Source organism: Nonomuraea glycinis, assembly GCF_014646515.1.
Taxonomy (GTDB): Bacteria; Actinomycetota; Actinomycetes; order Streptosporangiales; family Streptosporangiaceae; genus Nonomuraea; species Nonomuraea glycinis.
This window is the reverse complement of record NZ_BMNK01000005.1, coordinates 1-26,166: the sequence shown is the minus strand read 5'-3', so window position 1 is coordinate 26,166 and position 26,166 is coordinate 1. Positions and strand designations below refer to the sequence as shown.

The 26,166-nt window shown below is 71.2% G+C and carries 22 protein-coding genes and 1 tRNA gene; 10 read left to right on the top strand and 13 right to left on the bottom strand.

Features of this window, described 5'->3' with window-relative positions; translation table 11 throughout:
* Positions 1–45: 45 nt before the first annotated feature.
* The 4 genes from IEY87_RS16065 to IEY87_RS16050 form a co-directional block, all read right to left on the bottom strand.
* Entirely contained in the window at positions 46–1,482 is a 1,437-nt protein-coding gene (locus tag IEY87_RS16065; protein WP_189139473.1) for an amidohydrolase family protein, read from the bottom strand.
* Positions 1,479–2,426: an SMP-30/gluconolactonase/LRE family protein gene (locus IEY87_RS16060; protein ID WP_189139472.1), complete on the bottom strand. Its 948-nt coding sequence runs from the start codon at positions 2,424–2,426 to the stop codon at positions 1,479–1,481. The genes IEY87_RS16065 and IEY87_RS16060 overlap by 4 nt, the downstream gene beginning before the upstream one ends.
* 101 nt (positions 2,427–2,527) lie before the next feature.
* Positions 2,528–3,457, bottom strand: coding sequence for an SDR family oxidoreductase (locus IEY87_RS16055; protein WP_189139471.1), 930 nt, complete (start codon positions 3,455–3,457; stop codon positions 2,528–2,530).
* 429 nt (positions 3,458–3,886) lie between these two features.
* A tRNA-Asn gene (locus IEY87_RS16050) sits at positions 3,887–3,961 on the bottom strand.
* Positions 3,962–4,085: 124 nt separating this feature from the next.
* On the opposite strand from IEY87_RS16050, the gene IEY87_RS16045 reads away from it, so the two are divergent.
* Positions 4,086–4,403 (top strand): YtxH domain-containing protein, encoded by a 318-nt coding sequence (locus IEY87_RS16045; RefSeq protein ID WP_189139470.1) that lies wholly within the window; start codon positions 4,086–4,088, stop codon positions 4,401–4,403.
* A 25-nt stretch (positions 4,404–4,428) separates the two neighbouring features.
* Here the strand turns inward: IEY87_RS16045 and IEY87_RS16040 are convergent, their stop codons facing one another.
* From IEY87_RS16040 to IEY87_RS16030, 3 genes are read right to left on the bottom strand one after another with little or no spacing between them, the layout of a single operon-like run.
* On the bottom strand, positions 4,429–4,905 hold the full coding sequence (locus tag IEY87_RS16040; RefSeq protein ID WP_189139469.1) for a hypothetical protein: 477 nt from the start codon (positions 4,903–4,905) through the stop codon (positions 4,429–4,431).
* The gene (locus tag IEY87_RS16035; RefSeq protein WP_189139468.1) at positions 4,902–6,176 is read right to left on the bottom strand and encodes an amylo-alpha-1,6-glucosidase; all 1,275 of its coding nucleotides are present in this window, start codon (positions 6,174–6,176) and stop codon (positions 4,902–4,904) included. Before IEY87_RS16035 ends, IEY87_RS16040 begins: the two co-directional genes overlap by 4 nt.
* A 32-nt stretch (positions 6,177–6,208) precedes the next feature.
* Complete coding sequence (locus IEY87_RS16030) at positions 6,209–6,379, bottom strand: hypothetical protein (protein WP_189139467.1); 171 nt, start codon at positions 6,377–6,379, stop codon at positions 6,209–6,211.
* Between the two features lie 166 nt (positions 6,380–6,545).
* Here IEY87_RS16030 and IEY87_RS16025 point away from each other — a divergent pair, with 166 nt between their 5' ends.
* Genes IEY87_RS16025 through IEY87_RS15995 form a run of 7 tightly spaced genes read left to right on the top strand, consistent with a single transcriptional unit; the run spans position 6,546 to position 15,082 of the window.
* The gene (locus IEY87_RS16025) at positions 6,546–7,715 is read left to right on the top strand and encodes a hypothetical protein (RefSeq protein WP_189139466.1); all 1,170 of its coding nucleotides are present in this window, start codon (positions 6,546–6,548) and stop codon (positions 7,713–7,715) included.
* Entirely contained in the window at positions 7,712–9,946 is a 2,235-nt protein-coding gene (locus IEY87_RS16020; protein WP_189139465.1) for a serine/threonine-protein kinase, read from the top strand. The genes IEY87_RS16025 and IEY87_RS16020 overlap by 4 nt, the downstream gene beginning before the upstream one ends.
* Positions 9,937–10,977: a PP2C family protein-serine/threonine phosphatase gene (locus IEY87_RS16015; protein WP_189139464.1), complete on the top strand. Its 1,041-nt coding sequence runs from the start codon at positions 9,937–9,939 to the stop codon at positions 10,975–10,977. The genes IEY87_RS16020 and IEY87_RS16015 overlap by 10 nt, the downstream gene beginning before the upstream one ends.
* Positions 10,970–12,259, top strand: a complete 1,290-nt coding sequence (locus IEY87_RS16010) for a vWA domain-containing protein (protein ID WP_189139463.1) — start codon at positions 10,970–10,972, stop codon at positions 12,257–12,259. Before IEY87_RS16015 ends, IEY87_RS16010 begins: the two co-directional genes overlap by 8 nt.
* The gene (locus tag IEY87_RS16005; RefSeq protein WP_189139462.1) at positions 12,259–12,888 is read left to right on the top strand and encodes an FHA domain-containing protein; all 630 of its coding nucleotides are present in this window, start codon (positions 12,259–12,261) and stop codon (positions 12,886–12,888) included. The genes IEY87_RS16010 and IEY87_RS16005 overlap by 1 nt, the downstream gene beginning before the upstream one ends.
* Before the next feature lie 2 nt (positions 12,889–12,890).
* The gene (locus tag IEY87_RS16000; protein ID WP_372462244.1) at positions 12,891–14,276 is read left to right on the top strand and encodes a GlnX family signal transduction membrane protein; all 1,386 of its coding nucleotides are present in this window, start codon (positions 12,891–12,893) and stop codon (positions 14,274–14,276) included.
* On the top strand, positions 14,273–15,082 hold the full coding sequence (locus IEY87_RS15995) for a transporter substrate-binding domain-containing protein (protein WP_189139460.1): 810 nt from the start codon (positions 14,273–14,275) through the stop codon (positions 15,080–15,082). Before IEY87_RS16000 ends, IEY87_RS15995 begins: the two co-directional genes overlap by 4 nt.
* A gap of 61 nt (positions 15,083–15,143) precedes the next feature.
* Here the strand turns inward: IEY87_RS15995 and rpoD are convergent, their stop codons facing one another.
* Together rpoD and dnaG are read right to left on the bottom strand one after the other, a co-directional pair.
* The gene (gene rpoD, locus IEY87_RS15990; RefSeq protein WP_373294350.1) at positions 15,144–16,247 is read right to left on the bottom strand and encodes an RNA polymerase sigma factor RpoD; all 1,104 of its coding nucleotides are present in this window, start codon (positions 16,245–16,247) and stop codon (positions 15,144–15,146) included.
* A 366-nt stretch (positions 16,248–16,613) separates the two neighbouring features.
* Positions 16,614–18,455 carry a DNA primase gene (gene dnaG, locus IEY87_RS15985; RefSeq protein WP_189139459.1) on the bottom strand — a complete coding sequence of 614 codons (1,842 nt, stop codon included), beginning with the start codon at positions 18,453–18,455 and terminating at the stop codon, positions 16,614–16,616.
* Between the two features lie 186 nt (positions 18,456–18,641).
* On the opposite strand from dnaG, the gene IEY87_RS15980 reads away from it, so the two are divergent.
* Positions 18,642–19,502 (top strand): M23 family metallopeptidase, encoded by an 861-nt coding sequence (locus IEY87_RS15980; RefSeq protein ID WP_189139857.1) that lies wholly within the window; start codon positions 18,642–18,644, stop codon positions 19,500–19,502.
* A 30-nt stretch (positions 19,503–19,532) separates the two neighbouring features.
* Here IEY87_RS15980 and IEY87_RS15975 read toward each other — a convergent pair whose 3' ends face one another.
* Positions 19,533–20,753: a deoxyguanosinetriphosphate triphosphohydrolase gene (locus tag IEY87_RS15975; protein WP_189139458.1), complete on the bottom strand. Its 1,221-nt coding sequence runs from the start codon at positions 20,751–20,753 to the stop codon at positions 19,533–19,535.
* Positions 20,754–20,833: 80 nt separating this feature from the next.
* On the opposite strand from IEY87_RS15975, the gene IEY87_RS15970 reads away from it, so the two are divergent.
* Complete coding sequence (locus tag IEY87_RS15970) at positions 20,834–22,342, top strand: M48 family metallopeptidase (RefSeq protein ID WP_189139457.1); 1,509 nt, start codon at positions 20,834–20,836, stop codon at positions 22,340–22,342.
* A gap of 1 nt (position 22,343) precedes the next feature.
* Here IEY87_RS15970 and ppdK read toward each other — a convergent pair whose 3' ends face one another.
* From ppdK to IEY87_RS45755, 3 genes are all read right to left on the bottom strand, one after another.
* Positions 22,344–24,977, bottom strand: a complete 2,634-nt coding sequence (gene ppdK / locus IEY87_RS15965; RefSeq protein WP_225277080.1) for a pyruvate, phosphate dikinase — start codon at positions 24,975–24,977, stop codon at positions 22,344–22,346.
* Positions 24,978–25,370: 393 nt separating this feature from the next.
* A complete protein-coding gene (locus tag IEY87_RS15960; protein ID WP_189139455.1) occupies positions 25,371–25,679 on the bottom strand; it encodes a hypothetical protein in 309 nt (102 codons plus the stop codon).
* 24 nt (positions 25,680–25,703) lie between these two features.
* On the bottom strand, positions 25,704–26,166 hold a 463-nt coding region (locus IEY87_RS45755), incomplete at its 5' end, for an RNA-guided endonuclease TnpB family protein (RefSeq protein WP_229699342.1).

Sequence of the window (26,166 nt, the reverse complement as noted above, 5' to 3'; positions counted from 1 at the left end):
ACAGACCGCGGCGCACGAGACGATGGGGGGATTCAGCCTGCTTCGCTAGTCGTCGAAGTCGACGGCGGCGTGCGGCCAGTTCACTGCTTTGATCAGGTAGTCGTGGGATGCCTGCACCCGGCGCCGGACCTCGTCCAGGTCGACGCCGATCAGGCGGCCGTCCCACTTGACGACACGGCCGTTCACCAGCACGGCGGTGACGGACTCCACCCCGGCGCCCTGCACGACCGTGGTCGGCACGTTGTTCCGAGGGAACAAATGCGGCGCCGATGTGTCGACGAGGATGACGTCGGCCTTCTTGCCCGGGGTCAGGGAGCCTGCGACATCTCCCACGCCGCAGTTGTTCGCGCCCTGCTGCGTGGCGGACTGCAGGATCTCCCGCAGCGTCGCCGAAGCGCTCCCGGAACGGTGCTGGTCTACCCGCTGCATCAGGTAGAGCGCACGCATCTCGGCGAACATGTCGATCGCGTAGGTCATCGGATTGTCATTGCTCAGGCCCGGCCGTAGGCCCTGCTCGACCCATTCGTTGTACGGAATCTGGCCGTATCGGAATTGGGATTCGATACGGGGACACACATTGACCTGCGCCCCGTTGTCGATCACGATCTGCCGCTGCTCGGGGGAAAGGAAATTCGCGTGATTGATCGCCTCCCGCCCATCGAGGGATCCATCCGCGTACAACTGTGCGAGGTCCTGCTTCTCGATTCCGCTGTCGAAGGAGAACCATAGATCGAGTTCTTCGCGGACAGGCAGGAGATCGGTGAGCTCGTCGAAACCGGTCGCGAAGAGACGCATCGAGCACAGGTCGTCGCCGCCGCGGAAGTACTGGTCCCGCAGCCGCCGGGCATCCGCCGGAAACGTGCCGGCCCAGGTGCCCGAGCGGGGGCGTCCGACGGCATGCACACCCCGTATCCCGGACGCGAGGAGCGCCTCGACCCCGGCATCCGAGTGCTCGGGCGAGCGGGCGTTGTGCATGTTGTCGACGACCGTGGTGATCCCACCGTTGAGTGCGGCCAGCAGGGTGTTCAGGGTGCCCGCGTGGATGTCCTCGGGCCGACACGCCGGAGCGAACGCCCGATGGGCGGCGTACATGTAGCTGCGGCCCGAGACCGGGGCCCCGCCGATGGCGTCTTCGGTCGTCTGGGGGATGTTCTCCGGGATGATCCGGCCGAGTGACCCCTCCCAGCAGTGGATGTGCGGGTCACAGAAGCCCGGCATGACGATGTGGTCACGCGCGTCGATGACGACCGCCTCCGGCGCGGAGATCGAGGCCCCTACCTCGGCGATACGGTCCCCGACGATCAGCACGTCGCCGACGGCGAAGTCGCCCACGTCACTGTCCATCGACAGCACCGATCCCCCTCGCAGGAGAATCTGCAGGGGCGTCGCCTCCGCCGGACCCCGGGCGGCGTGCCGCTCGAGGAGGGCCTCGAGACGGCGCTCGGCGGACGGATCTGGTCGCGCATTCTCGTCAGCGCTCATCGAACCTCGATTCCATGCTGGAGCCCTTCCGCTTCGATGACGGCCGCGGGCTGCGGCGAACTCGATGCCAGCGGCACGTCCACGCGCCGCGAGATCAGCATCGAGTCGCGGGTGTGCGCCCGTTCATGCTTGAGCTGGTTCGGCGACACCGTCAGGAACAGGGTGCGACCGTCGACTCCGCCGAGCGCGACGGCGTAGACGCCGAGACCGTCGACCACCACCTCGTCGAGCACCTCGCCGCCCTCGGCAACGCGCAGCGCCCGGCGGTGGGTGGGGTCGGCGACCCAGATCGCCCCCTCCTCATCGCGCTCGGTCAGACCGTCGGCGGCAACGTCCGCCGCCCTCAGCCGGGTGAGCCCGTCGCCGTTGGGCTCCTCCCCGAACTTCGCCCACAGCCGCCGGTTGACCAGGGAACCGTCGCTCGTGACGTCGAACGTCGCGATCCGGCTTGCGAAGGTCTCGGCGACGACCAGGGTCTCCCCGTCGCAGATCGCGCCGTTCGGAAAGGCCAGCCCCTCGGCCACGACCGTCGCCGTGCCGTCGGTGCCGACCCGAATCAGGGGTGCCGGCGCGTACTGCGCCCCGTTGGTCAGGTCGAACCCGAAACAGCCGACCCAGCAGCGGCCCTGGGCGTCGACCGCCATGTCGTTGATCTCGCCCGCGGCCAGACCGTTGAGGTCGGCGTGGGTGACCAGGGTTCCGTCAGCTTCCTTGCGCAGGATGCGGTTGTCGAGCATCGAGACGACCAGCAGTCGCCCGTCGGGCAGAAACCCCAGGCCAGACGGCTGGCCCTCGACGGTGGCCTCGACACGCTGGTCGGAGCCGTCCTCGAGGGCGCTGACGACTTCGTAGGCGTAGCAGTCGGTGGCCCACACCCGTTCCCCTTGCCAGCGTGCTCCCGCGAGGAAGGACCGCTCACCCAGAATGGTCTGGAATCCGGTCATGTCCGTGCCTCCGTTCGATCGGGTTTCGGTCAGCTCGCATCGCCGGCGAGCACGATCTCCATCGCGCTGCGTCACGCACGGGTACCCCGGCGGCGTCGGGATCACCCCCACTTGCCGCCCGCGCCGGACGCGAAGTAGTGGCCCTGGTTTAGATCCTCGAGCAGGCCCGGCTCGCGCGGCGCCCAGCCCGTCAGCTCGCGGGTGAGAGCGCTTGAGGTCGGGCCGTCGATGCGGAGGAACATCGCGAGGAAACCGAAGTGCTCGTCGACCTGCTCGGCCGGGATCGAGCGCACCGGGACGTCGAGGTGGCGTCCGATGGCCGCGGCGATGTCACGCACCGGGATGCCCTCGTCGGCCACGGCGTGCAGCATGGATCCCGCCGGCGCCGCCTCGATCGCCAGCCGGAACAGGCGCGCGGCGTCGCGGACGTGCACCGTCGGCCAGCGCGATGCCCCGTCGCCCGGGTAGCCGGAGACCCCCTGCTTGCGGGCGATGTCGATGAGGCTGGAAACGAAGCCGCCGTCGCCCTCGCCGTGGACGGTCGGCGACAGTCGCACGACCGACGGCCGCAGCCCGTGCTCGGCGAGAGCGAAGACGGCGTCGTTCGGAGGATTGCGCGCTTCGCTCACTCCGCCCGGGGCGGGCAGGGCGCGCTCGGTGGCGGGGACCACCCCGTCCTGCGCGAGCCCGAGGATGCCCGCGGCGATGGCGATCGCCCCGCCGGACGGCAGCCCCGACCCCAGGGCCTCGATCGCGGCGACGTCCGACGCGACGGCGTCGTCGAAGCGCCCGGCGAAGGCGATGTCGTGCCGGAAGGCGAGGTGAACGACGGCGTCGGCCGCCGCAGCCGCCTCGCGCAGCACGTCGAGGTCCTCGACCGACCCGCGGACGACGGTGGCGCCCCGCGCCTCGACGGCGGCGGCCGACGCGTCGGACCGGGCAAGCCCGGTGACCTCGTGCCCCGCTCCGATGAGCTCGGGGACGACCGCGGAGCCGACCCATCCCGACGCGCCGGTGACGAACACGCGCATGGTAATTACCTCCGGTGAGGATGTCAGCGACTGCCGTGGGCAGCGCACGCTGATATGACCAGGATTCGACGGATTCAGGGGAACGCCGCCTGATCTCGCAGAGCGGTCGGTGATCCGTGAGGGCGCCGTACGGACCGTTGGCACGACGCTAACAGCAGTCCGATCTATGCCTCAAATACCTATTTGGTACGGCACATATTCCTGCCAGGAATGGGTTCGCCCAGCGCAGGTGGTACGTCAGGCCGAGCCAGGGTGCGTGGATCGACCAGCCGTTGACTTCCGGGACGGTCAAGGGGATCAGTCAGCCCGGGGTCGGCGAGCGGGACGTCGTGGGGGCCGGTAGGCGACGAAGCGCCGACGGAGTGCTGAGCGACAGCACCCCCGGACAGCACAAAGGCCCTCTCCCGAATCGGGAGAGGGCCTTTAGCATGGCTCCCGCGAGAGGACTCGAACCTCTAACCTGCCGGTTAACAGCCGGCTGCTCTGCCGTTGAGCTACGCGGGATCGTACGATGGCGCTGATCGGCGGGGGTTTGGCCCCGTCCGTCGTGCGCAGGAATAGATTAGCGCACTCGTGGAGTGCGTGTCGCATCGTGATCCGGGTAGTGCCGTGGGAGCGGAGGTGCAACATGCGATATCGAATGCCATTCGTCATGGGACTGGCTGTCGGCTATGTGCTCGGCAGCCGGGCAGGCCGTGAGCGATACGAGCAGATCAAGCGGACGGCACAGCGTGTTGCCGACAACCCGAGGGTGCAGGAGGCCGCGGGGGTGGTCGGCGCGCAGATGTCGAAGGCCGGGGAGACGGCGCGGTCCAAGGTGGGCCCGCTCCAGGAGCGGATGCCGTTCAGGAATCGGCACCGCCACGACGGGGAGGCCGGCACGGGCTGGCCCGAGGAGACGGCGGACCAACCGAAGACCGCCCAGCAGAGCAAGATGCCTTACTGATCGGCGCGCATGGGCGTGTCGTCTCTCACACGCCCATGCTGCGCCGCAGTCCTTCCAGCGCCTGCTCGGCCAGGGCGCGCAGGCCCGGGTCGTCGGGGTCGAGGCCGTCGTCGAAGACGAGCGTCCAGCCCACCATCTCGCCCGAAGGGCGGCGCCTGGCCACCAGCCGCACCCCGCCACGCCCGGGCAGGTCCACGTGCTTGTTCACCACGATGGTGGCGTTGACCCGCTCGCGCACGGTCTCGGGCAGCAGCCGCGGCTCCGGCACGAGCGCCCGGTGGCTCTGGCCGTCGGTGGTGAGCAGGCGCAGTCCCTCTTCGTCCCAGGACGCCTTGTCGATCGTCTCGTACGGCACCCGCGTGCCGTCGGCGAGGAACAGCGCCTGGTCCGTGGCCACCACGTAACCGTCGTCCCCGGCCGGGCTGAACGTCAGCACCCGCTCCCCCGGCACCATGACCAGAGACTTGCGGACGTCGGCGGGCAGGCGGCGGAAGGCTTTCATAGCTCCACGCTATCGGCGAGCAGGTCGAGGGTGAGCGCCGCACTCCAGGAGAAGTCCCGGCAGCCTCGGCCGCTGCCGTCGAACGGGTCGAAGCACTCGCGGAACCCGGCCTGCCGCACCAGCCGCAGCGTGCCGTTGGCGAGCTGCCGGCCCAGGGGTTCGAGCGCGTGCACGGTGGCCGCGTGGCGCAGCAGCCAGTTGGTGTTGACCCAGGAGGGGCCGCGCCAGTAGCGGGTCCGGTCGAACGTGGCCGCGCGGATCTCGCAGCTGGGCACGGGATAGCCGGTCGCGCCCATGAACCTGGCCGATTCGAGCAGGTCGACGGCGGCGCTGACGTGCTCACTGGCCAGTCCGGGGTCGAGCAGCGGGCCGAACGCCCCCACCGTACAGACCTTGATCAGTCTGTCGGTACGCAGGTCGCGCGCGTAGAAGAAGCCGTCCCACAGCCGTTCGAGCAGCGCGTGCCTGATGCGCTCGGCCTGCTCGGCGTGCGGTTTGCCGTCGGCGCCGGTCAGCGGTGCGAGCTCGGCCATGGCCAGGCAGGAGGCGAGCCAGATCCCGTTGAACATCGGGTCCTCGATCGCGAACGGGTGCTCGTCGCGCAGGTACTCGGCGCGGTAGCCGGCGTCGCGGTAGCGCAGGGCGAGCCAGACGTAGCGGTCGTGGTCGCTGTCCGGGTGCCGTTCGGCCGGCTCGAGCTTGCGGTAGCCGTACCTGATCTCCGGGAGCGCGGCGAGCGGCTCGTCCCAGGAGGGGCTGTCGTCCATGCCGGACTCCCAGGGGTGCACGATGGCGGCCAGGCCGCCGCCGCCGAGGTCGCGGGCGGCGGCGAGGTAGGCGTGCTGGGCGGCGATGGCCGGGAAGACCCGCCGGACGAAGGCGACGTCGCCGGTGTGCCGGTAGAGCCACCAGAGGGCCAGCCCGTGCAGCGGCGGCGCGGTGAGTCCTGAGGTCAGCACCGGCGGCGCGGACTCGTGGTCCTGTGAGCGCCAGACGGACGGGCCGGGGAAGTAGGCCTCGGGGGTGCGGAAGACGATGTGCGGCAGCATCCCGGTCGCCCACTGCCCCTGGAGGAGGCCGAGGAGCTCGGCGCGGGCCCGGTCGGGGCGGTGCCTGGCCAGCCCGATCACCACGAACGCGGAGTCCCAGCTCCACTGGTGGGGATAGAGGCCGGGCGCGGGCACGGTGGCGCATCCCGTCCAGTTCGCCTCGAGCACGGACAGCGCCTCGCGCCCGAGGGCAGCGTCGTCGACCGCTGGCCGCGCCTCCATCAACCCACTATGCGCCGGGATGCACCGGGACGCTATGTCCTTTTAGCCCGTGTCGACAGGAACGTCACACCGAGCACCGCGACGCCGAAGATGGCGCCGATGATGAGGATCCACTTGAGTAGAGAGAAGACGAAGCCCAGGAGGGGGCCGAGGAGGAAGAGGGCGGCGATGACCGCTGCGATGATCAGAAGAATGCGTCCCATGCCTGCGACCGTACGAGATCGTTTAAGTGTTTTGCAGGTAAGACGGGGTTCAATCAGGGACAAGTCAGGGATACCCCTACTCTTTGGAACCAACCGGTCAGTCCTCCCGTTGATCCGGACATCGGGGGACTGCTGCATGGGGAGCGTGATCACTCTGGGACCACCCATGAGCAGGGAAGCCGCCGAGTTCGCGCTGGGCGCCAGAGCCGTTGAGCGTGACCGTATCTCCGGCGACCTGCTCGACCTCGAATCGCACACCACCTACCGCTTGCTCAAGGACGCGCGATTACGCGGCCGGACGCGGCAGCGCTGGGAGCAGGCGCAGGCCGCGCTGGCCACCATGTGGTCGCTCAACGACGCCTACCGCGAGGTGCTGCGCCAGGCCGAGCGGATCAGGGCCGAACGCGCCCGGCTCGGCGGCGACCAGCTCGCCGCGCTCACCGAGCTGCTGGCCGGGCCCTCCGTCGTGGTCAAGGCCCCGCCCAGGCCGGTCGAGCAGCGCTCGCTGTTACCCCAGCCGGACGAGCGGCTCACCCTGGACGAGACCGTCATGCGGATGGACACCGCCTTCCAGGCCGCCACGGACGCGCTCACGGAGATCGACTCCACCTGGACCGCCCTGCTCCCCCGGCTCGACGCGGCCGACAGCGCCCTGCGCGAGGTGGACGCCCTCCTGACCCGCCTGGGCGAGACCGCCGACCTGGCCCGTACCCGATCCGACCTGGCCCGCCTGCGCGCCGCCGTACTCGAAGACCCGCTCGACGCGGGCTCCGCCAAGCAGGAGCTCGACCCGATCGCCCGCTTCCTCGCCGACACGCAGGCCGAGCTGGAGCAGGCCCTGGCCGTCAGGGACGAGTACGGCAGGCGGCGCGAGGACCTCGGCGCCGCCCTCGACCGGGTGCGCGCGGCCGAGAGCGAGGCCCGGCTGGCGCACGGCGCGGTCGTGGCGAAGATCGCCCTGCCGCCGCAGGCACAGCCGCGCAGCCGGGTGGCCGAGCTGGCCGCCGAGCTCGACGCACTGGACGCCGCCGCCGACTCCTGGTCGGCGCGGGCCAAACGGCTCGCCGCCCTCGAACAGCGCGCCGAGGAAGCCGCCCAGCGGGCCCGGACCACCGCCAAGGCGCTGTTCGGCCTGGTCGGCAGGCGTGACGAGCTGCGCGGGCTGCTGATCGCCTCCCAGGCCAAGGCGGCGCGCACCGGCATGGCCGAGGACCCCGAGGCCGTCCGGCTCTACGCGCAGGCGCGGGCGCTGCTGTGGACCGCCCCCTGCGACCTCACCAAGGCGGCCTCGACCGTCGACCTGTACAAGCGCGCGATCAACGGAGGTGGGCGATGACGACCTGCTCGCAGCCCGGCTGTACGGGCACGATCGAGGAAGGGTACTGCGACCAGTGCGGGCACGCGGCCGGCCCGGCACTGACGACCTGCGCGCAACCCGGCTGCTCGGGCATGATCGAAGATGGTTACTGCGATCGGTGCGGGCACGCGGCCGGCTCCCCCGGCGCCCAGCCGTCCCCGGCCCCGCCTACCGTGCCGGCCGGCGGGCAGGCGAGCGGGGCGCTGGTCAGCGGGCCGGCGAGCCGGGGCGTGACCTCGCCGTTGAGCAGCGGCCGGTCGCGGGCCGGCATGCTCGCCGAGCTCGCCGACCTGCCGTCGGTGCCCTACCGGAATCCGGCCGACGCGGTGCTGTCCGACCCGCGGGTGGCCGAGGAGAAGCGGTTCTGCGCCAACCTGTCCTGCGGCAAGCCCGTCGGGCGCTCGCGGGACGGGCAGCCGGGCCGCGCCGACGGGTTCTGCCCGCACTGCCGCACCCCTTTCTCCTTCACCCCCAAACTCGCCAAGGACGACCTGGTGGCGGGCCAGTACCGGGTGCTGGGCTGCCTGGCGCACGGCGGGCTCGGCTGGATCTACCTGGCCGCCGACGAGAACCTCGACGGCCGCTGGGTGGTCCTCAAGGGCCTGCTCAACACCGCCGACCCCGAAGCGCTGGCCGCCGCCGAGGCCGAGCGGAAGTTCCTGACGACGGTCGACCACCACAACATCGTCAAGATCTTCAACTTCCAGCGCTCGGCCGGCCTCGGCTACATCGTCATGGAGTACGTCGGCGGCCAGTCCCTGCACGAGCTGCGCCGCCAGGGCCCCTTACCACTGCGCGAGACCCTGATGTACGGGCGCGAGATCCTGCGCGCGCTGGCCTACCTGCACGAGCAGGGCCTGGTCTACTGCGACCTCAAACCGGCCAACGTGATCCGGGTCGGCAAGCGGCTCATGCTCATCGACCTCGGCGCCGTCCAGCGCATCGGCTCGCCGCCTGGCACCTCCTGGGTCACGCTCGGCTACCACGCCCCCGAGCTGGACACCCAGCCCTCGTCCATCAGCTCCGACCTCTACACGGTGGCCAGGACGCTCGCGGTGCTGACCATCCCGTCCTTCAGTCCGGCCAGGGGTGGCGTGGCCTCCCCGCTGCCCGCCGACTGCGGCCATGAGTCCTTCGCCCGGCTGCTGCACCGGGCCACCGCACCGGACCCCGCCGACAGGTTCGCCGACGCCAGGGAGATGGAGGAGCAGCTCGTCGGCGTGCTGCGCGAGATCAGCGCCGCCGCCGACGGCGTGCCGTACCCGGCCGCGTCCACGCTGTTCGGGCCGGAGCGGGCGCCGGTGGGGACGAGACTGGCCGACGCCGACGACCGGGTGTTCGACGACCTCCGCCCGCTGGACGCGGTGGCCGCGCTGCCCGTGCCCCTGGCCCACCCGGAGGACCCCGCCGCCGGTCAGCTGGCCGGCCTCGCGGGCCGTCACCCCAGCGAGCTGCTGACCGAGGTACGGGCCATGACCCCGACCCCGGAGACCCGGCTCACCCTGGCCAGGCTGCTCATCGAGGAGGGCTCGCCCGAGGCGTGGCAGGTGCTGGACGAGCTGGACCGGCTGCTGCCCCGCGACTGGCGCGTCACGTGGTACCGCGCGGCGGCCGCGCTCGGCCTGGGCGACCCGGCGCAGGCCGTGCGGCTGTTCGACGCCTGCGTGTCGCTGATGCCCGGCGAGGTCGCGCCCCGGCTGGGCCTCGCCTTCGCCCTCGAATGCGCCGGTCAGAACCCCGTGCGCTGGTACGAGAGCGTGTGGCGGACCGACCACGGCTACGTCAGCGCCGCCTTCGGCCTGGCCAGGCACGGCCTGACGGAGGTGCTCGACGAGGTGCCCGTCACCTCCAGCCACCGGGTGGCGGCCCAGATCGCGCGCGTCGCCGCCACCTCCAGGGGGCCCGACCCCACCCGGCTCGGTCACGGCGACCTGGCAGCCGCCGTGACCAGGCTGGAGCAGCTCGCCGACCTCGACCCGCGCCGCCGCGAGCACCTCACCGCCGAGGTTCTGCGCGCCGCCCTTGCGCTGCTCGACACCAGCGCGCCGCCCGCGGGGCTGCGCCTGGCGGGCGCCCCGTTCACCGAGCGGGGCGTGCGCCGCAAACTGGAGGAGATCTACCGGGGGCTGGCCGCCGCCGCGCCCACCCGCCAGGAGCGCCACACCCTGGTCGACCAGGCCAACCAGGTACGTCCCCGGACGTGGCTGTGAACTGCCCGATCTGCGCCGGGAAGGTGCTGGCGGGCGACGCCTTCTGCGAGGCGTGCGGCCACCGGCTCTCCGCTCCCTCCTGTACGTCCTGCGGCGCGCCCGCCGTGGACGCCGAGGGCTACTGCGAGCGCTGCGGCCTGCGCCAGCCCACCGGCAGGGACGACGCGGAGCTGGAGCTGGCCGGCGGCCCGGCGGGCGTGACCCACAGGGGCCTGCGCCGCGCCCGCAACGAGGACGCGATGGCCCTGGTCGCCGCGGCCGAGCCGCATCCGCCGGTCGGCGCGCCAGAGCAGGCGCCCACCGGCGAGGCAACGGCACCGACGCCCACCGGCGAAGCGACGGCACCGACGTCCACCGGCGAAGCGCTGGCGGCGACGTCCACCGGCGAGGCGATCACCGCTGGGGCCGCCGAGCCGGCGACGGCGCGGGTGCTTCCCAGTGGGGCGGTCGTGGCGGTCGTCTGTGACGGGGTGGGGAGCTCGCCGCGGGCCGACGAGGCGTCCGCCGTGGCGGTGGAGACGGCCGCCGCCGCGCTGGCCCGCGGCCTGCCGCACGAGGAGGCGTTCGCGCTGGCGAAGCAGGCCGTGGTCAAGCTGGCCGCGTCCGAGGACGACGCGCCGGCCAGCACCTATGTGGCCGCGGTGGCCGAGCCGGGACGGGTGACGCTCTGCTGGGCCGGTGACAGCCGCGCCTACTGGCTGCCCGGTGGAACCCCGCTGCCCGGCAGCACACCACTGACCGGCGGCACCCCGCTGACCGAGGACGACGCCGCCCCCACCGGTGAGATCACCGCCTGGCTCGGCGCCGACTACGCCGAGGTGGTCCCGCGCGTGCGCACCTTCGTCCCGTCCGCGCCGGGGTCGCTGCTGATCTGCAGCGACGGCCTGTGGCGCTATCTGGACGGCTACCGCTTCCCCACCTCCGGCACCCCGCTCGAACAGGCCCGCCAGATGCTGCGCCACGCGCTCGACTCCGGCGGCCAGGACAACGTGACCATCGTCGTGATCCCCCTAGGAGGCCCGCATGGGTGACCAGCCCACCTTCACGCTGCAGATCGACCAGAACAAGTACCTCCCCACGGGCGGCCGGGAGGTGCACGCCGTGCTCACGGTCTCCTCCACCGGCGGCGCCCCGGCGGCCTCGGTCCCCGCCGAGGCCGCCGAAGTGATCATCGTCGACACGTCCGGCTCGATGAGCGGCAGCAAGATCCGTGACGCCCGGCTGGCCGCCGCCACGGCCGTGGACACCCTGCGGGACGGCGTCTTCTTCGCGGTGATCGCCGGGACCAGCGTGGCCAAGGTCGTCTACCCGCGCGACGGCCGGCTCGTCCGGGCCACCCCGGCCACCCGGGCGGAGGCGCAGCGGGCCGTCGCCAAGCTGAACGCGCACGGCGGCACCGCGATGGGCGAATGGCTCAAGCTCGCCGGGCACCTGCTGTCGGCGCACCCGGAGGCGATCCGGCACGCCCTGTTGATGACCGACGGCCAGAACAACGAGCGCGAGGAGGTGTTCGACGCCGTGCTGGCCGCCTGGAGCGGCAAGTTCGTCTGTGACAGCCTCGGCGTCGGCGCCGACTGGGCGCCCGCCCAGCTCCGCAAGGTGTCCGACGCGCTGCTCGGCACCTTCGAGTACGTCCGCAACCAGAACGAGCTGGCCGAGTTCTTCCGCCGGATCACCCAGAACTCGATGAGCAAGACCGTGGCCGAGCTGTCCCTGCGCGTGTGGGTGCCGCAGGCGGCCACGCTCAAGTTCGTCAAGCAGGTCTCCCCCACGCTGCTCGACCTGACCGGCAAGCGGACCGACGTCAACCCGCTGACCGGCGACTACCCCACCGGCTCGTGGGGCGCCGAGGAGCGGGAGTACCAGCTGTGCGTGGAGGTCCCGCCCGGCCAGCTCGGCCAGGAGATCCGCGCGTCCTGGGTGAAGCTGGTACGGCCCGACACCCAGGACGTCTACGCCAGCGGCAACGTGCTGGCCCAGTGGACCGACGACCTGGCCCTGTCCACCCAGATGAACGGCAAGGTCATCCACTTCTCCGGCCAGGCCGAGCTGCACGAGCTGATCCAGGAGGGGCTCGGCGCCCGCACGGCCGGCGACGAGCGGACGGCCACCGCCCGGCTGGCCAAGGCCAGGCAGATCGCGGCCGACTCCGGCCGCGAGGACACCGTCCGGCTCCTGGACAAGGTCGTCGAGGTGGACCCGGTCAGCGGCACCGCCCGGCTGCGCGGCCAGGTGGACAAGGCCGACGAGATCGAGCTCGACACCGGCTCGGTCCGTACCAGCAGGCTGCGTAAGAGCGAGGAGGGCAGCTGATGGCGACCTGCCCGCAGGGCCACGCGTCGGGCAGCGACGACTACTGCGACGTGTGCGGCGCGCAGATCGGCGGGGCCGCCGCCCCCGCTGCGGCGCCGCCGCAGCCGGCGGGCGCGGAGAGCTGCCCCATCTGCCAGACGCCGCGGGCCGGGCAGTTCTGCGAGGTGTGCGGCCACGCCTTCGACGGCTCGGCCGGTCCGGCGCGGCCGCCGACGACGACCAGCGCCCGCTGGGAGGCGGTCACCGCCGCCGACCGCGGCTACTACGAGCAGGTCATCGCCGAAGGCGGTCCGGACGCCGAGACCATCGCCTTCCCGCCGTACTGCCCGGAGCGCTCCTTCCCGCTGGAGGCCGAGCAGGTGCGCATCGGGCGGCGCAGCCGGGGCCGTGACCTCCAGCCGGACATCGACCTGTCCGGGCCGCCGTCGGACCCGGGCGTGTCGCACCTGCACGCGGTGCTGATCGCGCAGCCGGGCGGCTCCTGGACGCTCGTCGACCCGGGATCCTCCAACGGCACCCGGGTCAACGGCCGACCGGTCACCGTCAACACGCCCGTCACCGTCCGCGTCGGCGACCGCATTCACGTGGGCGCCTGGACGGTCATCACCATCAGGGAGGGGACGCCTTGACCGTGACACAGGTGCGGCCGGCCGCGCCACCCGCGCGGCAGCCGCCGCCCGCGCAAGCGCTGCCCGCCCGCAGCGGCGTGCCCGGCCGGATCAGGGTGCTCACCGGCGTCGCGGCGGCCGCGCTGGCGCTGCTCTTCGCCGCCGTCGCGGCCGGCGCCGCCGTCGCGGGCGACGGCATGCGGGTCATCGGCCGCGACGCCGGTCCGCAGGTCGTCGCCACCGCCGGGCTCTACTTCGGGCTGAGCGACATGGACTCCCAGCTCGCCGACGTCCTCGTGATGGGCCAGGGAAACGACTCCCGCCGCCAGGCCGCCCTCACCCGGTACGAGCAGCAGCGCGCGATGGCCAACCGGGCGCTGCTGAAGGCGTTCGAGCTGGCCGGCAGCGATCAGGCGGAGCGCCGCACCATCGAGTCGGTGCTCGACGGGCTCGGCCGCTACGAGCAACTGGCGGCGCGGGCCCTGCTGCTCGACGCCCAGTCCGGCCACCCCGCCGGTCCGCCGCCCACCGAGGTGGTGCGGGTCTACCGCGAGGCCACCGACCTGATGCGGCTGGTGCTGCTGCCGCAGGCGTACAACCTGACGCTGGAGAGCGGCACGATCGTGCGCCGCACCTACGACGACAAGACCGTCATGCTGCCCGCGCTGCGCTGGGCCGTGGTGGTGGCGGGGCTGCTGGCGCTGGTCTGCCTGCTGCGCCTGCAGGTCTATCTGACCCGGCACTTCCGCCGCGTGTTCGGGCCCGCGCTGGTGGCCGCCACCGTGCTGACCCTGGTGACGCTCGTCGTCGGCGGGAACGTGCTCGGGCGGGATCTCGGCCATCTGGAGACCGCCAAGTCCGACGGGTTCGACGCCATCGTCACGCTGGCCAAGGCCCGCGCCATCGGCAACAGCATGCAGGGCGACCAGAGCCGCTTCCTGCTGGACAAGCAGCGGGCCGACACCTACGAGCACACCTACCTCGACAAGTCGCAGAAGGTGCTCTACCGCGAAGCGGGCAACCTGGACACCTACCACACCCAGGTGGCGCGGGGCTCCGACGACTACCTCGGCATGCTCGGCCTGCGGCTCAGCGTCGCCACCGGCCGGCCCGCGCTGGACGCCTACACCCGCTTCCAGGCGGCCGACGCGACCTTCCGCGACCTGGTGGCCGCCGGCGACACCGGCGAGGCGGTCACCGCCCGGCTGGGGCCGGTGCGGGAGGCGTTCGACGCCTACGACAAGGAGCTGACGGCGCTCGCCGACCGGCACCAGGCGGTCTTCGAACGGGCCGTCGGCCAGGGCGAGGCCGCGCTCGACGAGTTGTGGCGGCTGCTGCCGTACGCGATGGGCGGCATCGGCCTGCTGCTCGTCGCCGGGGTGTGGCCTCGACTGAGGGAGTACAGATGAAGCGGCTGCTGACGGCGGCGCTGGCCCTGCTCGCGCTGCTCGCCACCTCCTGCGGCGCCGGCGCCGTCGAGTCCGTCGTGGACAAGGACCGCATCGTCATCGGCGTCCGCCCCGACCTGCCGTCGGTGGGTTTCCGCACCGCCGACGGCGACTTCGAGGGCTTCGACGTCGACGTCGCCGGCTACATCGCCGCCAAGCTCGGCAAGGAGGCCGACTTCATCCCGGTCCTGGCCTCCGACCGGGAACGCGTCCTCGTCGAGGGCCAGGCCGACCTCGTCGTGGCGACGTACACGATCAGCCAGGACCGGAAGGCGCGGGTGCTGTTCGCGGGGCCGTACCACATCTCCTATCAGGACATTCTGGTGCGGCCGGGAGAGACGAGCATCCGCAACGTGCGCGATCTGAAAGATCGGCGCATCTGTGAGGTGCAGGGGTCCAACGCGGCCTCACGGGTGCTGGAGGAGCGCAAGGTCGCCGCGCGGGTGCTGCCGTTCGCGGACTACAAGGCCTGCCTGGCGGCGCTGAAGGCGGACCAGGTGGACGCCATCACCACCAACGACATCATCCTGGCCGGTCTGGCCGCGCAGGACGGGGGTGGCATGCGGCTGGTGAACGCCCAGTTCAACGAGCAGCGCACCGGCGTCGGCCTGCGCAAGGGGGACGTGGCGGGCTGCGAGGAGGTCAACCGGGTGATCACCGGCATGTACCAGGACGGCACGGCGGCCAAGCTGCTGAAGAAGTGGTTCGGCGACACCGGGCTGCGGATCGGCACGGTGGCCGTACCGCAGTTCGAAGGCTGTGTCTGAGAGCTGTCCGGAACGACGGCGGGCCGGGGCGCGATGCCCCGCCCCGCCGTCGTGACCATGCTCAGTCCAGATAGTCCCGCAACATCTGGGCCCTGGTCGGGTGGCGGAGCTTGGCCAGGGTCTTCGACTCGATCTGCCGGATGCGCTCTCTGGTGACGCCGAACTCCCTGCCCACCTCCTCCAGCGTGCGCGGATGGCCGTCGGCCAGGCCGAAGCGGAGCTGGATGATGCGCTGCTCGCGGTCCGACAGGGTCGCCAGGATGTCGTCGAGCTGATCCTGCAGCATGATGAAGGCGGCCGCCTCCATGGGCACGACAGCGTCGGCGTCCTCGATGAAGTCACCGAGGTCGGAGTCCTCCTCACCGATCGGAGACTGCAGCGACACCGGCTCCTGCGCGATGCGCTGGATCTCCACCACCCGATCGACGGGAAGGTCCATCTCCTTGGCGATCTCCTCCGGGATCGGCTCGCGGCCGAGATCCTGGTGGAGCTGACGCTGCACCCTGACGAGCTTGTTGATGGTCTCCACCATGTGCACCGGGATGCGGATGGTCCGCGCCTGGTCGGCGATCGCCCGGGTGATCGCCTGGCGGATCCACCAGGTGGCGTAGGTGGAGAACTTGTAGCCCTTGGTGTAGTCGAACTTCTCCACCGCGCGGATCAGGCCGAGATTGCCCTCCTGGATCAGGTCCAGGAACAGCATGCCGCGGCCTACGTACCGTTTGGCGATCGACACCACGAGCCTCAGGTTCGCCTCGATGAGGCGCTGCTTGGCCCGGGTGCCCTGCCAGACGAGCTCCCTGAACTCCGGAAAGGCCAGCCGGGAGACTCCGTTGCCGAGCTTGTCCTCGGCGAACAGGCCGGCTTCGATCGACTTGGCGAGCTCCACCTCCTCTTCGGCTGTCAGCAGCGGCACGCGGCCGATCTCCCGAAGGTAGATCCGGACCAGATCGCTGGTCGGCGCCCGCTTGCCTACGTCTTCCTCATCGGCGCGGGCAGGCTCCTCGTCGCCCTGAGGCTCGAGCACCTCCACGCCGTTCTCGGCGAGCATCCGCACGACGCGCTCCAGCGCGTCGGACGGCAACTCGGATCGGTCGAGCGCGGCTGCGACGTCATCGACGGTTACGCTTCCGCGCTCCCTTCCTTTTGCGACGAGGTCCGCCACCTGATCAACGGATGGCGGTCCACTTGGCAGCACCGATGCACCCACGGGACACAGTCTGCAGTATTGGTTCCATAAAATGGCAGACCCATTTTTGGTACGGAAGGTAAGGCGACCACCCTTACCGAATTGAGATCCCCTCAATGTTTAGCCGGAGTTTGATCAGGAAAGTAAAGCAAATTACGCGCTCTGGATTGAGGTCCTCCGCCTGACGCCTGTGCGGCGCTGCCCGCAGGCCGTCCCATCAGGGCGTTCGCGGCTCCGGAATTGCCGGGGAGTTCGCCCACTCCGTCCGCTTCCTGAGGGCTGAGTGGACTTTTCCCCGATCTTCGGCGCGCCGGGACGCACATTCATTCGGTAAGGCCGGGGTCAGCTTCCGGCGGCGCCGTCGCGGAGCACGCGGCGCTGCCCCTCCAGCGCCACCAGCTCGCCGAACAGCTTGTTGTAGTCCTGTTGCCGCTCCACCGGGTTGAGCCGCTCAAGTCGCGACTTGAGCTGCGCGATCGCCCGGTCCAGTGGCATCAGCTCAGCGGCGATCAGCATGTCGCGGGCGTACCTCTCCTCGGCATGCGCCTCGATGTGGATGGCCTCCACCGCGAAACGCGTCACCAGGGCCCGCGCGCCCTCTTCGTGCGCGTGCGCCATCAACCGCTCCAGCCACTCCCGCCCACCGGCTTTTGCCTGGGCCACACCGCCGGCCTCAACGATGACCTTGTGCAGGATCACGTGGTTGGCAGCCGTGAACGTCTCCGGAGCGAGCGCGTCGAAGCGGGGCCCAAGTAGCGCCGGACGCTGCAGGGCCAGCTTGAGCAGCTCACCTTCGACGCGCACGCTCGGGTCGAGCGGGGCCGCCTTGGGGGCGCGCTGGGGGCGGCCCTGCTGGGCGCGGGCGGCGTCGCCGATGCGCTGGATGACGAACCGCTCGTCCATGAAGCCGAGCCACCGATCGAGGTCGATGGCGTAGCGCTTGCGCAGGCCGGCGTCCTTGATGGCGGCCACGATGGGCGCGGCGGCGTCCAGGGCGGCGATCTTGCCTTCGTTGCTGCGCAGGTCGTAGCGGGCGATGGTGCTGCGGATGGCGAACTGGAACAGCGGCTCGCGGCTGGCGATGAGGTCGCGGACCGCGGCGTCGCCCTGCTTGACGCGCAGGTCGCACGGGTCGAGCCCGTCGGCCTGGATGGCGACGTAGGTCTGGGTGACGAACTTCTGCTCGTCGGCGAAGGCGCGCAGCGCCGCCTTCTGCCCGGCCGCGTCGCCGTCGAAGGTGAAGACCACCTCGCCCCGGAACTCGGCCTGGTCGAGCAGGAAGCGGCGCAGGATCTTGATGTGCTCCTCGCCGAAGGAGGTGCCGCAGGTGGCGACCGCGGTGGGGATCCCGGCCAGGTGGCAGGCCATCACGTCGGTGTAGCCCTCGACGATGACCGCCTGGGCGCGCTTGGAGATCTCCCGCTTGGCCAGGTCGATGCCGTAGAGGACCTGGCTCTTCTTGTAGAGCGGCGAGTCGGGGGTGTTGAGGTATTTGGGGCCGTCGTCGGAGTCGAGCAGCTTGCGGGCGCCGAACCCGATCACGTCTCCGGTCGCGTCCCTGATCGGCCAGATGAGCCGGCCGCGGAAGCGGTCGATCGGCCCGCGCCGCCCCTGCTTGGCCAGCCCGCCCTTGACGATCTCGTCGGCGGTGAACCCGCGCCCCATCAGGTGGCGGGCCAGCGCCTCCCATTCGTTGGGCGCGTAGCCGACGCCGAACGTCTCGGCGTCGGCCCGCTCGAAGCCGCGCTCCGACAGGAACCGCCGGCCGGGCGCGGCGTCGGGGCCGAGCAGCTTGTCGGCGTAGAACTCGGCGGCGACCCGATGCGCCTCGATCAGCCGGGCCCGCTCGCCGTGGTCGCGCCGGGGGGCATAGCCGCCCTGCTCGAACTGCAACTGGATGCCGGCCCGCTGGGCCAGCCGCTCGACGGCCTCGCTGAACGGCAGGTGCTCGATCTTCTCGACGAAGGTGATGACGTCGCCGCCCTCGGAGCAGCCGAAGCAGAAGTACATCCCCCGCTCGGGGGTGACGTTGAACGACGGGCTCTTCTCGTCGTGGAACGGGCACAACCCCTTGAGGTTGCCACCGCCCGCGTTGCGCAACTGAATGTGCTCGCCGATCACGTCGGCGATGGGGGAACGCTCGCGTACGAGCGCGATGTCGACATCACGGATCCGGCCGGCCACGCCGGTGAGTCTATTGCCCGCCTCCGACAGACTCACCACCGGTGAGCGACCGATGTGGCCCGCGTGACGGTCCGGGCTCCTGTGGCGACCCCATGGCGCCGATAGGGGGAAAGCTGTTATGGGAACGGTCCCTGTCGGCTACAAAGGTAAAGGTTGTCCTCGGATACGGTGACGCGGGTGGAGATCATGCGAGCGGGGCTGAGCGTGCGATGGGCGGCGGTGACAGGCGCCGTGCTGCTGACGGCCTCCTGCAGCACGGCGACCGGCATCGCCGGAGTCAGGGCGCAGTCACCGACGTCCGAGCCTGTGTCCGTCACGGCCACTCCCGCCGTGACCGCGACCATCCCCGGGCCGCCCCCGTCCACCCAGGCGGCCGTCCGGGCGCCCGAGGGTGACGACCCGGTCCGGGTGCCGCCGCCCAAGCTGTCGAAGTACACCTACGCCTTCCCCGTCGACGGCTGCAAGGTCACCTACCAGCGCCAGCTGCTGGTGCTGCCGAAGACGACCATCTGGGCGGCCAAGGGGTGCTCGTTCGTGGCGCCGGTCGGCGGCGTCGTCGACGAGGTCAACATCCAGAACCGGTGGACGCCGGCCACCGACGCCGGCGCGCACCGCGAGGGCCGGTTCGTCACCGTCATCGGCGACGACGGCGTCCGCTACCTCGGCGGCCACCTCGACAGCGTCGCCAACGGGATCCGGCCGGGCGTGCGGGTGGAGGCCGGGCGGCAGCTGGGGCGGATCGGCAACACCGGCAACGCCCGCGGCACCGCGCCCAACCTCTACTTCGCGATCTCCTGGAAGACCGGCCCGGCCCTGTGGTGGGTGCGCCGGGGCATGGTCAAGCCCTGGGACTATCTGGACGCCTGGCTGTCGGGCAACCCGACGCTCTCGCCCCGGCAGGAGACGCTGGCGCTGCGCGGCAGGGTCGGCGAGACGCCGCCCTGCACCGTCCTGTGCGCGTCGAAGAAGGCCCCGACCCCGCGCAAGACCAAGCAGGCGGACCGCAAGGACGAGCCCTTCACGCTCAACCCGACCGACACGCCCTGACCCCTGCCCCTGCCCCTGCCCCTGCCCCCGTCACCGGGACAGGCGCTGGTGCCAGGCCAGGGCGGAGGTGTCGGTGAGTGAGGCGATCTGGTCGATGACGACCCGGACCCGGGCGGCGTCGTCGGGCGCCGCCAGGAAGTCCGGGCGGAAGGCGGGCTCCAGCGTGTCCGGCGCGCCCAGGGTGATGAGCGAGGCCAGCTCGGTGATGAGCTCGCGCTGCCTGGCCTGCTTGGCGTGATGGTCCTCGGTGGTCATCACGTAGTGGGCGGTGACGCCCTTGAGCAGCGCGCACTCCAGCAGCGTGGCGTTGGGCACCAGCAGGTCGACGCGGTGGCGCGGGCCGTAGGCGTCCAGGGTGGCGGTCTGGGCGGCGCGGCAGAAGCGGCCGATCAGACCGCTGGTGAGGGCCTTGAGCCCGGCCAGGTCGGCGAGGGTGGCGTCGAAGCGGCGCGGCCAGAGCGGGTCGGCGACCAGCTTGGCGAAGACCTCCTCCAGCTCCGCCGGGTCGGCCTGTGGCGCGTACCAGGTGCGGGCGATCCGGCAGACCTGGGCCCGCTCGGCGGGTGAGCGCAGCGCCTGCGGGGTGACGTGGCCGGAGTGCAGCGCGTCCTCCAGGTCGTGCACGGAGTAGGCGACGTCGTCGGCCCAGTCCATGATCTGCGCCTCGAAGCTGACCCGGCCGGCGGGCGCGCCCTCCCTGATCCAGGCGAAGACCGGCAGATCATCGTCGTAGACGCCGAACTTCGCCGACTTCTCGCAGGTCCAGGGGTATTTGATGGAGGCGTCCAGAGCGGCCCGCGTCAGGTTGAGCCCCGCGCTGCGGCCGTCGCCGGTGAGCACCTTGGCCTCCAGCCTGGTGAGCAGCCGCAGGCTCTGCGCGTTGCCCTCGAACCCGCCGCAGGAGGCCGACAGGGCGTTGAGCGCCACCTCGCCGTTGTGCCCGAACGGCGGATGGCCGAGGTCGTGCGCCAGGCAGGCGGTCTCCACCAGGTCCGGATCGACGCCGAGCGTGGCGCCCATCTCCCTGCCGACCTGGCCGCACTCCAGCGAGTGCGTCAGCCGGGTGCGCGGGATGTGCTGGCCGCCGCCGGGCGTCTCGCCCGGTCCCACCACCTGAGTCTTGGCCGCCAGCCTGCGCAGCGCGGCGCTGTGCAGGACGCGGGCGCGGTCGCGCTCGAAGGCGCTGCGCTCCGGATTGCCGGGGGGCTCAGGAACCCACCGCTCCTGGTCGTGCTCGTCGTAGCCGATCATAAGTGCAGCGATTTTATCCGGTTTCCGGTCTCCGCTAGTGTCGAGCCTCGCGAGAACCCCTTCCCCGGGAGCCCTCCTTCATGACCACAGCTTTGCGGGCCCTGCTGGCCTTCGCCCTGCTCGCCGGCTTCTACGTGCTGGTCGGCGCCGTCGTGGCGACGGCCGTCGTCCTCGACGTGCTGCTGATCATCGACTTCCACGCCAACCTGCTGCGGGGGGCGATCGTGCTCACCCTCGCCGCGGCGGCGCTCCTCCAGGCCCTGTGGATGGTGAGCCGCCGTCGCGGCGGCGAGCAGCCGGGGGTGGTGGTCGGCCGCGAGCACGAGCCGGTGCTCTGGCAGACGGTGGAGGATCTGGCCCGGCGGGTGCGTACGGCCGCGCCGGACGAGATCCGGCTGGTGCCGGAGGTGAACGCGGCCGTCGGGGAGGACACCCGTCTGCTGGGCCTGGTGGCGACCAGGCGGCGGATGTACATCGGGCTGCCGCTGCTGCAGACGCTGACCGTGGACGAGATGCGGGCGGTGCTCGGGCACGAACTGGGCCACTACAGCGGCGCGCACACCCGCATGGGCGCGCCGGTCTACCGGGGCCGGGTCTCGCTCATCGCGACCGTCCAGAACCTGGGCAAGCACCCGTTCATCCAGCGGATCTTCGCCCTGTACGCCAAGCTCTACCTGCGGATCTCGCAGGCCGTCTCGCGCAAGCAGGAGCTGGAGGCCGACGAGTTCGCGGTGCAGATCGGCGGCCGTCAGGCCATGGCCCAGGCGCTGCGCAAGATCCACTACACGGCGACGGCCTGGGACCTCTACACCGAGGCGTACCTGTCGATGACCGGCGCGGGCGGCTACCGTCCCTCGACGGTGTTCGGCGGCTTCCACTCGATGCTGAACGACACGGCCCGGCAGGAGGAGCTGGTGCGGCTGGGTGAGCGGCCGGAGGAGACCTCGCCGTACGACTCGCATCCGAGCCTGGCCGACCGGCTGGCGGCGATCGAGCTGCTGCCCGAGCCCGAGCACGTCCCCGACCCGCGCTCGGCGCTGACGCTGCTGCAGGACGCCAACGTGGCCGCGCAGGCGGTCGAGGAGTCGATGTGGACGCCGCAGGCGCTGATGTCGCTGCGCCCGGCCTCCTGGGAGGAGCTCGTCGCGGAGGGCGTCTACAGCGTCCGCAACGCCCATGCGCTGCGCGACCTGGCGGTGGCGGGCCAGCGGGTGATGGGGGCGTCCAAGCCCTACCTGGACGCGGCGTTCGAGGCCATCGCCAGGGGCGCGCAGGGCGAGCTGGAGCAGCGGCTCAGGGAGCTGGGCTGGGGCCCCGCCACCGAGCCGGTCCTGGCCAAGGTGCTGGGGCAGGCGCTGGAGGCCGTGCTGATCAAGCATGGCCAGGCCCGGTGGCAGCTGTCCTGGTCGGGCCCGGCCCGGCTGGTGTACGACGACGGCGAGGAGGTCGCGCTGGCGGAGTACGCGGTCCAGGTCGCGACCGGCCCGGCCGCCGTCACCGGCCTCCGGGAGTGGCTGGGCGACCTGGGCGTACGCCATGACTACGTGCCGGCCGAGGCCGAGCCGGCACAGCAGCAGGCGGCCGTCTAGCTCAGCGGGTGTCGGAGTCGCTGTCGCTCAGCGCGGCGCGGCCCGCCTCCAGCCGGGCCACCGGGATGCGGAACGGCGAGCAGGAGACGTAGTCGAGCCCCGTGTCGTGGCAGAAGTGCACCGAGTCGGGGTCGCCGCCGTGCTCGCCGCAGATGCCGATCTTGAGGTCCGGCCGGGATCTGCGGCCGTCCGCCACGGCGAGGGCGACCAGGCGGCCGACGCCGTCCCGGTCGAGGGTCTCGAACGGGGAGACGCCGAAGATGCCGAGCTCCAGGTAGCGGGAGAAGAACGACGCCTCCACGTCGTCGCGGGAGAAGCCCCACACCATCTGGGTCAGGTCGTTGGTGCCGAAGGAGAAGAACTCGGCCGCCTCGGCGATCTGGCCGGCGGTGAGCGCGGCGCGCGGCGTCTCGATCATGGTGCCGACGAGGGCGTCCACGCCCGCCTCCGCCAGGATGGCGACGGCCTCCTCGCGGACCGCCTCCAGTTCCTGCACGGCGGCGACGAGCGGGATCATGATCTCCGGCCTGGCGCCGGGCACCTCACGGGCGGCCTGGGCGATGGCGCGTACCTGCATGGCGAACAGGCCGGGGATGACAAGGCCGAGCCGTACCCCGCGCAGGCCGAGCATGGGGTTCTGCTCGTGCAGTCTCCTGACGGCGGCCAGCAGGGCGCGGTCCTTGTCCGTGGCCGCGCCGGTGGCGACCTTGACCGACAGGTCGACGAGGTCGGGCAGGAACTCGTGCAGCGGCGGGTCGATGAGCCGCACCGTCACCGGCCGGCCGTCCATCGCCTGGAAGATGCCGACGAAGTCCTCCTTCTGGTGCGGCTCCAGCGCGTCCAGCGCCGCCTGCCGCTCCTCGGTGCCGGTGGCCAGCACCAGGTCCTCCACGAGCTGCCTGCGCTCGCCCAGGAACATGTGCTCGGTCCGGCACAGTCCGATGCCCTCCGCGCCGAACCGGCGGGCCCTGGCCGCGTCCTCGGGGGTGTCGGCGTTGGCCCGCACGCCCAGCCGGCGCGCCGCGTCGGCGTGCCGCATGATCCGGTCCACCGCCTTGACCAGGTCCTCGTCGGGCTCGGCGCCCTCGAAGTATTCGACCACGGAGGAGTCGACCACCGGCACCTCGCCGAGGTAGACCACGCCGCTGGTGCCGTCGATGGAGATCACCTCGCCCTCAGTGACCACCACGCCGCCGGGCGCGGTGAACCTGCGCTCCGACACCGACACCTCCAGCTCCTCGGCGCCGCACACGCAGGTCTTGCCCATGCCGCGGGCGACCACGGCGGCGTGCGAGGTCTTGCCGCCGCGGCTGGTCAGGACGCCCTGGGCGGCGATCATGCCGACCAGGTCGTCCGGGTTGGTCTCGCGGCGCACCAGGATGACGTTCTCGCCCTGCCCGGCGAGCTCGACGGCGCGCTCGGAGGAGAAGACCGCCTTGCCCACGGCGGCGCCGGGTGAGGCGTTCATGCCCTTGGCGATGCGCCGCTTGCCGGCGCCGCCGTTGAAGCGCGGGAACATGAGCATGGCGAGCTGGTCGCCGGTGACCCGCGTGACGGCCTCGTCCATGCTGATGAGGCCCTGGTCGACGAGCTGGACGGCGATGCAGAACGCGGCGGCGGCGGTGCGCTTGCCGACCCTGGTCTGCAGCATCCACAGCTTGCCGCGCTCGATGGTGAACTCGATGTCGCACAGGTCCCGGTAGTGGTTCTCCAGGGTCTCCATGATCGTCATCAGCTCGTCGTACGAGCGCTTGTCGAGGCGTTCGAGCTCCTGCAGCGGGATCGTGTTGCGGATGCCCGCGACCACGTCCTCGCCCTGGGCGTTCTGCAGATAGTCGCCGTAGACGCCCTGCCGGCCGGTGCCGGGGTCGCGGGTGAAGGCGACGCCGGTGCCGGAGTCGTTGCCGCAGTTGCCGAAGACCATGGCCACGATGTTGACGGCGGTGCCGAGGTCGGCGGGGATGCGCTCCTGGCGGCGGTAGAGGATGGCGCGCGGAGCGTTCCAGGAGTCGAAGACGGCCATGACGGCCAGGCGCATCTGCTCGCGCGGGTCGGCGGGGAAGTCCTTGCCGGTCTGCTCGCGGACGATGCCCTTGAACGTCTCGACCAGCGTCTGCAGCTCCTCGGCGCCGAGGTCGGTGTCCTGGCGGTCGCCCTTGACCGTTTCCAGCGCGTGCTCGAACAGCTCGCCGTCGATGCCGAGCACGGTCTTGCCGAACATCTGGATGAGCCGGCGGTAGGAGTCCCAGGCGAAGCGGTCGTTGCCGCCTGACTGCTTGGCGAGGCCGTGCACGGACTCGTCGTTGAGACCGATGTTGAGCACGGTCTCCATCATCCCCGGCATGGAGAACTTGGCGCCGGAGCGGACGCTGACCAGCAGCGGGTCGTCGGCCTGGCCGAGCCGCCTGCCCATGCGCTCCTCCAGCGCGCCGAGGTGCTCGGCGACCTCCTGCTCCAGGGCGTCGGGCGTGGCGCCCTCGGCCAGGTAGTGCCGGCACGCCTCCGAAGTGATCGTGAACCCGGGAGGAACGGGCAGCCCGAGGTTCGTCATCTCGGCGAGGTTGGCTCCCTTGCCGCCGAGCAGGTCTTTGAGATTTCTGTTGCCCTCGGTGAAGTCGTAAACGTACTTGGCCACCACAGCTCCAATCAACGCTCCTGTTCCGGACTCTACCGGCGGAATTGATGATGAAACTGCACTCATTGGTTAAGTCACTGTTTCCCCAGCTAGGGACGCCTAGACAGGTCTAATCCAATCTTTATTCGGTCTCTTACCAGATTGGTTTATACCAATGGTTCAAACCAATTTTCCGGGCCTTGGCATCCGGCATTGTGATGTCGAGCACATCGCCGCCGCCGTCAAATAAAGCGCCGGGTGAGCGGATTGTGGCCGGGAGCCGGGCCGCCGGCGGCGTCCTGCTGCGGGGCGATGACCGGCAGCGGCACCGCGGCCCCGACCTGGTCCACGATCTGCCTACGATTTTTCGGTCGGCAAGGTTGGGCGGCCCCCGAACCCCAGGGGCCGCCCAGGTCATGACGTCAGCCGATCAGCCGCTTCATGATCTTCTTGATCGCGGCGGCCGCCGCCGGAGCCCGGGTCGGTCACGTAGCTGACCGACACCTCGACCTGCCGGCCCGCGTACGCGGACAGGTCGAACGCCACCGGCTGCCAGCCGCCCGAGTTGCCGGTGAACCGGTTCCACGAGCCGCTGGTCCCGGTCGCCGCGCACGGGTGCCCGGCCAGCGGGAACCCGGCCTCGCACTCGCTCGGGACGACGCTGTCGGTGCTGCCGTTGAGATCCGGCAGCGTGGTCCAGTCGTCCTGCCCCACCGTGTGCACCGACGATGACGTTGTCGTAGCCGTTCATTGAGTTTCAAGGATTCTCGGTGATTCGCCCGGTGTGGGCGAAGGTCCCCGTCTGATCCGGGCAGCGGGTGCCCGGTGCGAGGTTGACGTTTCACGGCCACCTGCCCCGCCGGGCGGGGTCTTATGGTCGGCTCCACGTCCGTTTCGGGTCTCCGGGCCACTCCCGGCGACCGTACGCTCCACCAGCGAAGCGAGATTGCGCGCGGCGTTCTCGTCACGATCCATCGACAGGCCGCACCCCTCACACACGTAGGTGCGCACCCGCAGCGGCAGTTTGGCTTTCACCGCACCGCAGGATGAACACGTCTTGGAGGAGGGGAACCAACGGCTCGCCACCACCAACCGGCCGCCGTGCCAGCCGGTCTTGTAGGCGAGCTGACGGCGGATCTCCCCGAACCCGGCGTCGGAGAGGGCGCGGGCCAGCCGCCGGTTGCGGACCATCCCGGCCACGTTGAGGTCC

What these genes read in the sequence shown, in the direction of transcription:
- IEY87_RS16065 (WP_189139473.1), bottom strand. Translation starts at nt 1,482, where the DNA reads ATGAGCGCTGACGAGAATGCGCGACCAGATCCGTCCGCCGAGCGCCGT.
- IEY87_RS16060 (WP_189139472.1), bottom strand. Translation starts at nt 2,426, where the DNA reads ATGACCGGATTCCAGACCATTCTGGGTGAGCGGTCCTTCCTCGCGGGA.
- IEY87_RS16055 (WP_189139471.1), bottom strand. Translation starts at nt 3,457, where the DNA reads ATGCGCGTGTTCGTCACCGGCGCGTCGGGATGGGTCGGCTCCGCGGTC.
- IEY87_RS16045 (WP_189139470.1), top strand. Translation starts at nt 4,086, where the DNA reads ATGCGATATCGAATGCCATTCGTCATGGGACTGGCTGTCGGCTATGTG.
- IEY87_RS16040 (WP_189139469.1), bottom strand. Translation starts at nt 4,905, where the DNA reads ATGAAAGCCTTCCGCCGCCTGCCCGCCGACGTCCGCAAGTCTCTGGTC.
- IEY87_RS16035 (WP_189139468.1), bottom strand. Translation starts at nt 6,176, where the DNA reads ATGGAGGCGCGGCCAGCGGTCGACGACGCTGCCCTCGGGCGCGAGGCG.
- IEY87_RS16030 (WP_189139467.1), bottom strand. Translation starts at nt 6,379, where the DNA reads ATGGGACGCATTCTTCTGATCATCGCAGCGGTCATCGCCGCCCTCTTC.
- IEY87_RS16025 (WP_189139466.1), top strand. Translation starts at nt 6,546, where the DNA reads ATGAGCAGGGAAGCCGCCGAGTTCGCGCTGGGCGCCAGAGCCGTTGAG.
- IEY87_RS16020 (WP_189139465.1), top strand. Translation starts at nt 7,712, where the DNA reads ATGACGACCTGCTCGCAGCCCGGCTGTACGGGCACGATCGAGGAAGGG.
- IEY87_RS16010 (WP_189139463.1), top strand. Translation starts at nt 10,970, where the DNA reads ATGGGTGACCAGCCCACCTTCACGCTGCAGATCGACCAGAACAAGTAC.
- IEY87_RS16005 (WP_189139462.1), top strand. Translation starts at nt 12,259, where the DNA reads ATGGCGACCTGCCCGCAGGGCCACGCGTCGGGCAGCGACGACTACTGC.
- IEY87_RS15995 (WP_189139460.1), top strand. Translation starts at nt 14,273, where the DNA reads ATGAAGCGGCTGCTGACGGCGGCGCTGGCCCTGCTCGCGCTGCTCGCC.
- IEY87_RS15980 (WP_189139857.1), top strand. Translation starts at nt 18,642, where the DNA reads ATGCGAGCGGGGCTGAGCGTGCGATGGGCGGCGGTGACAGGCGCCGTG.
- IEY87_RS15975 (WP_189139458.1), bottom strand. Translation starts at nt 20,753, where the DNA reads ATGATCGGCTACGACGAGCACGACCAGGAGCGGTGGGTTCCTGAGCCC.
- IEY87_RS15970 (WP_189139457.1), top strand. Translation starts at nt 20,834, where the DNA reads ATGACCACAGCTTTGCGGGCCCTGCTGGCCTTCGCCCTGCTCGCCGGC.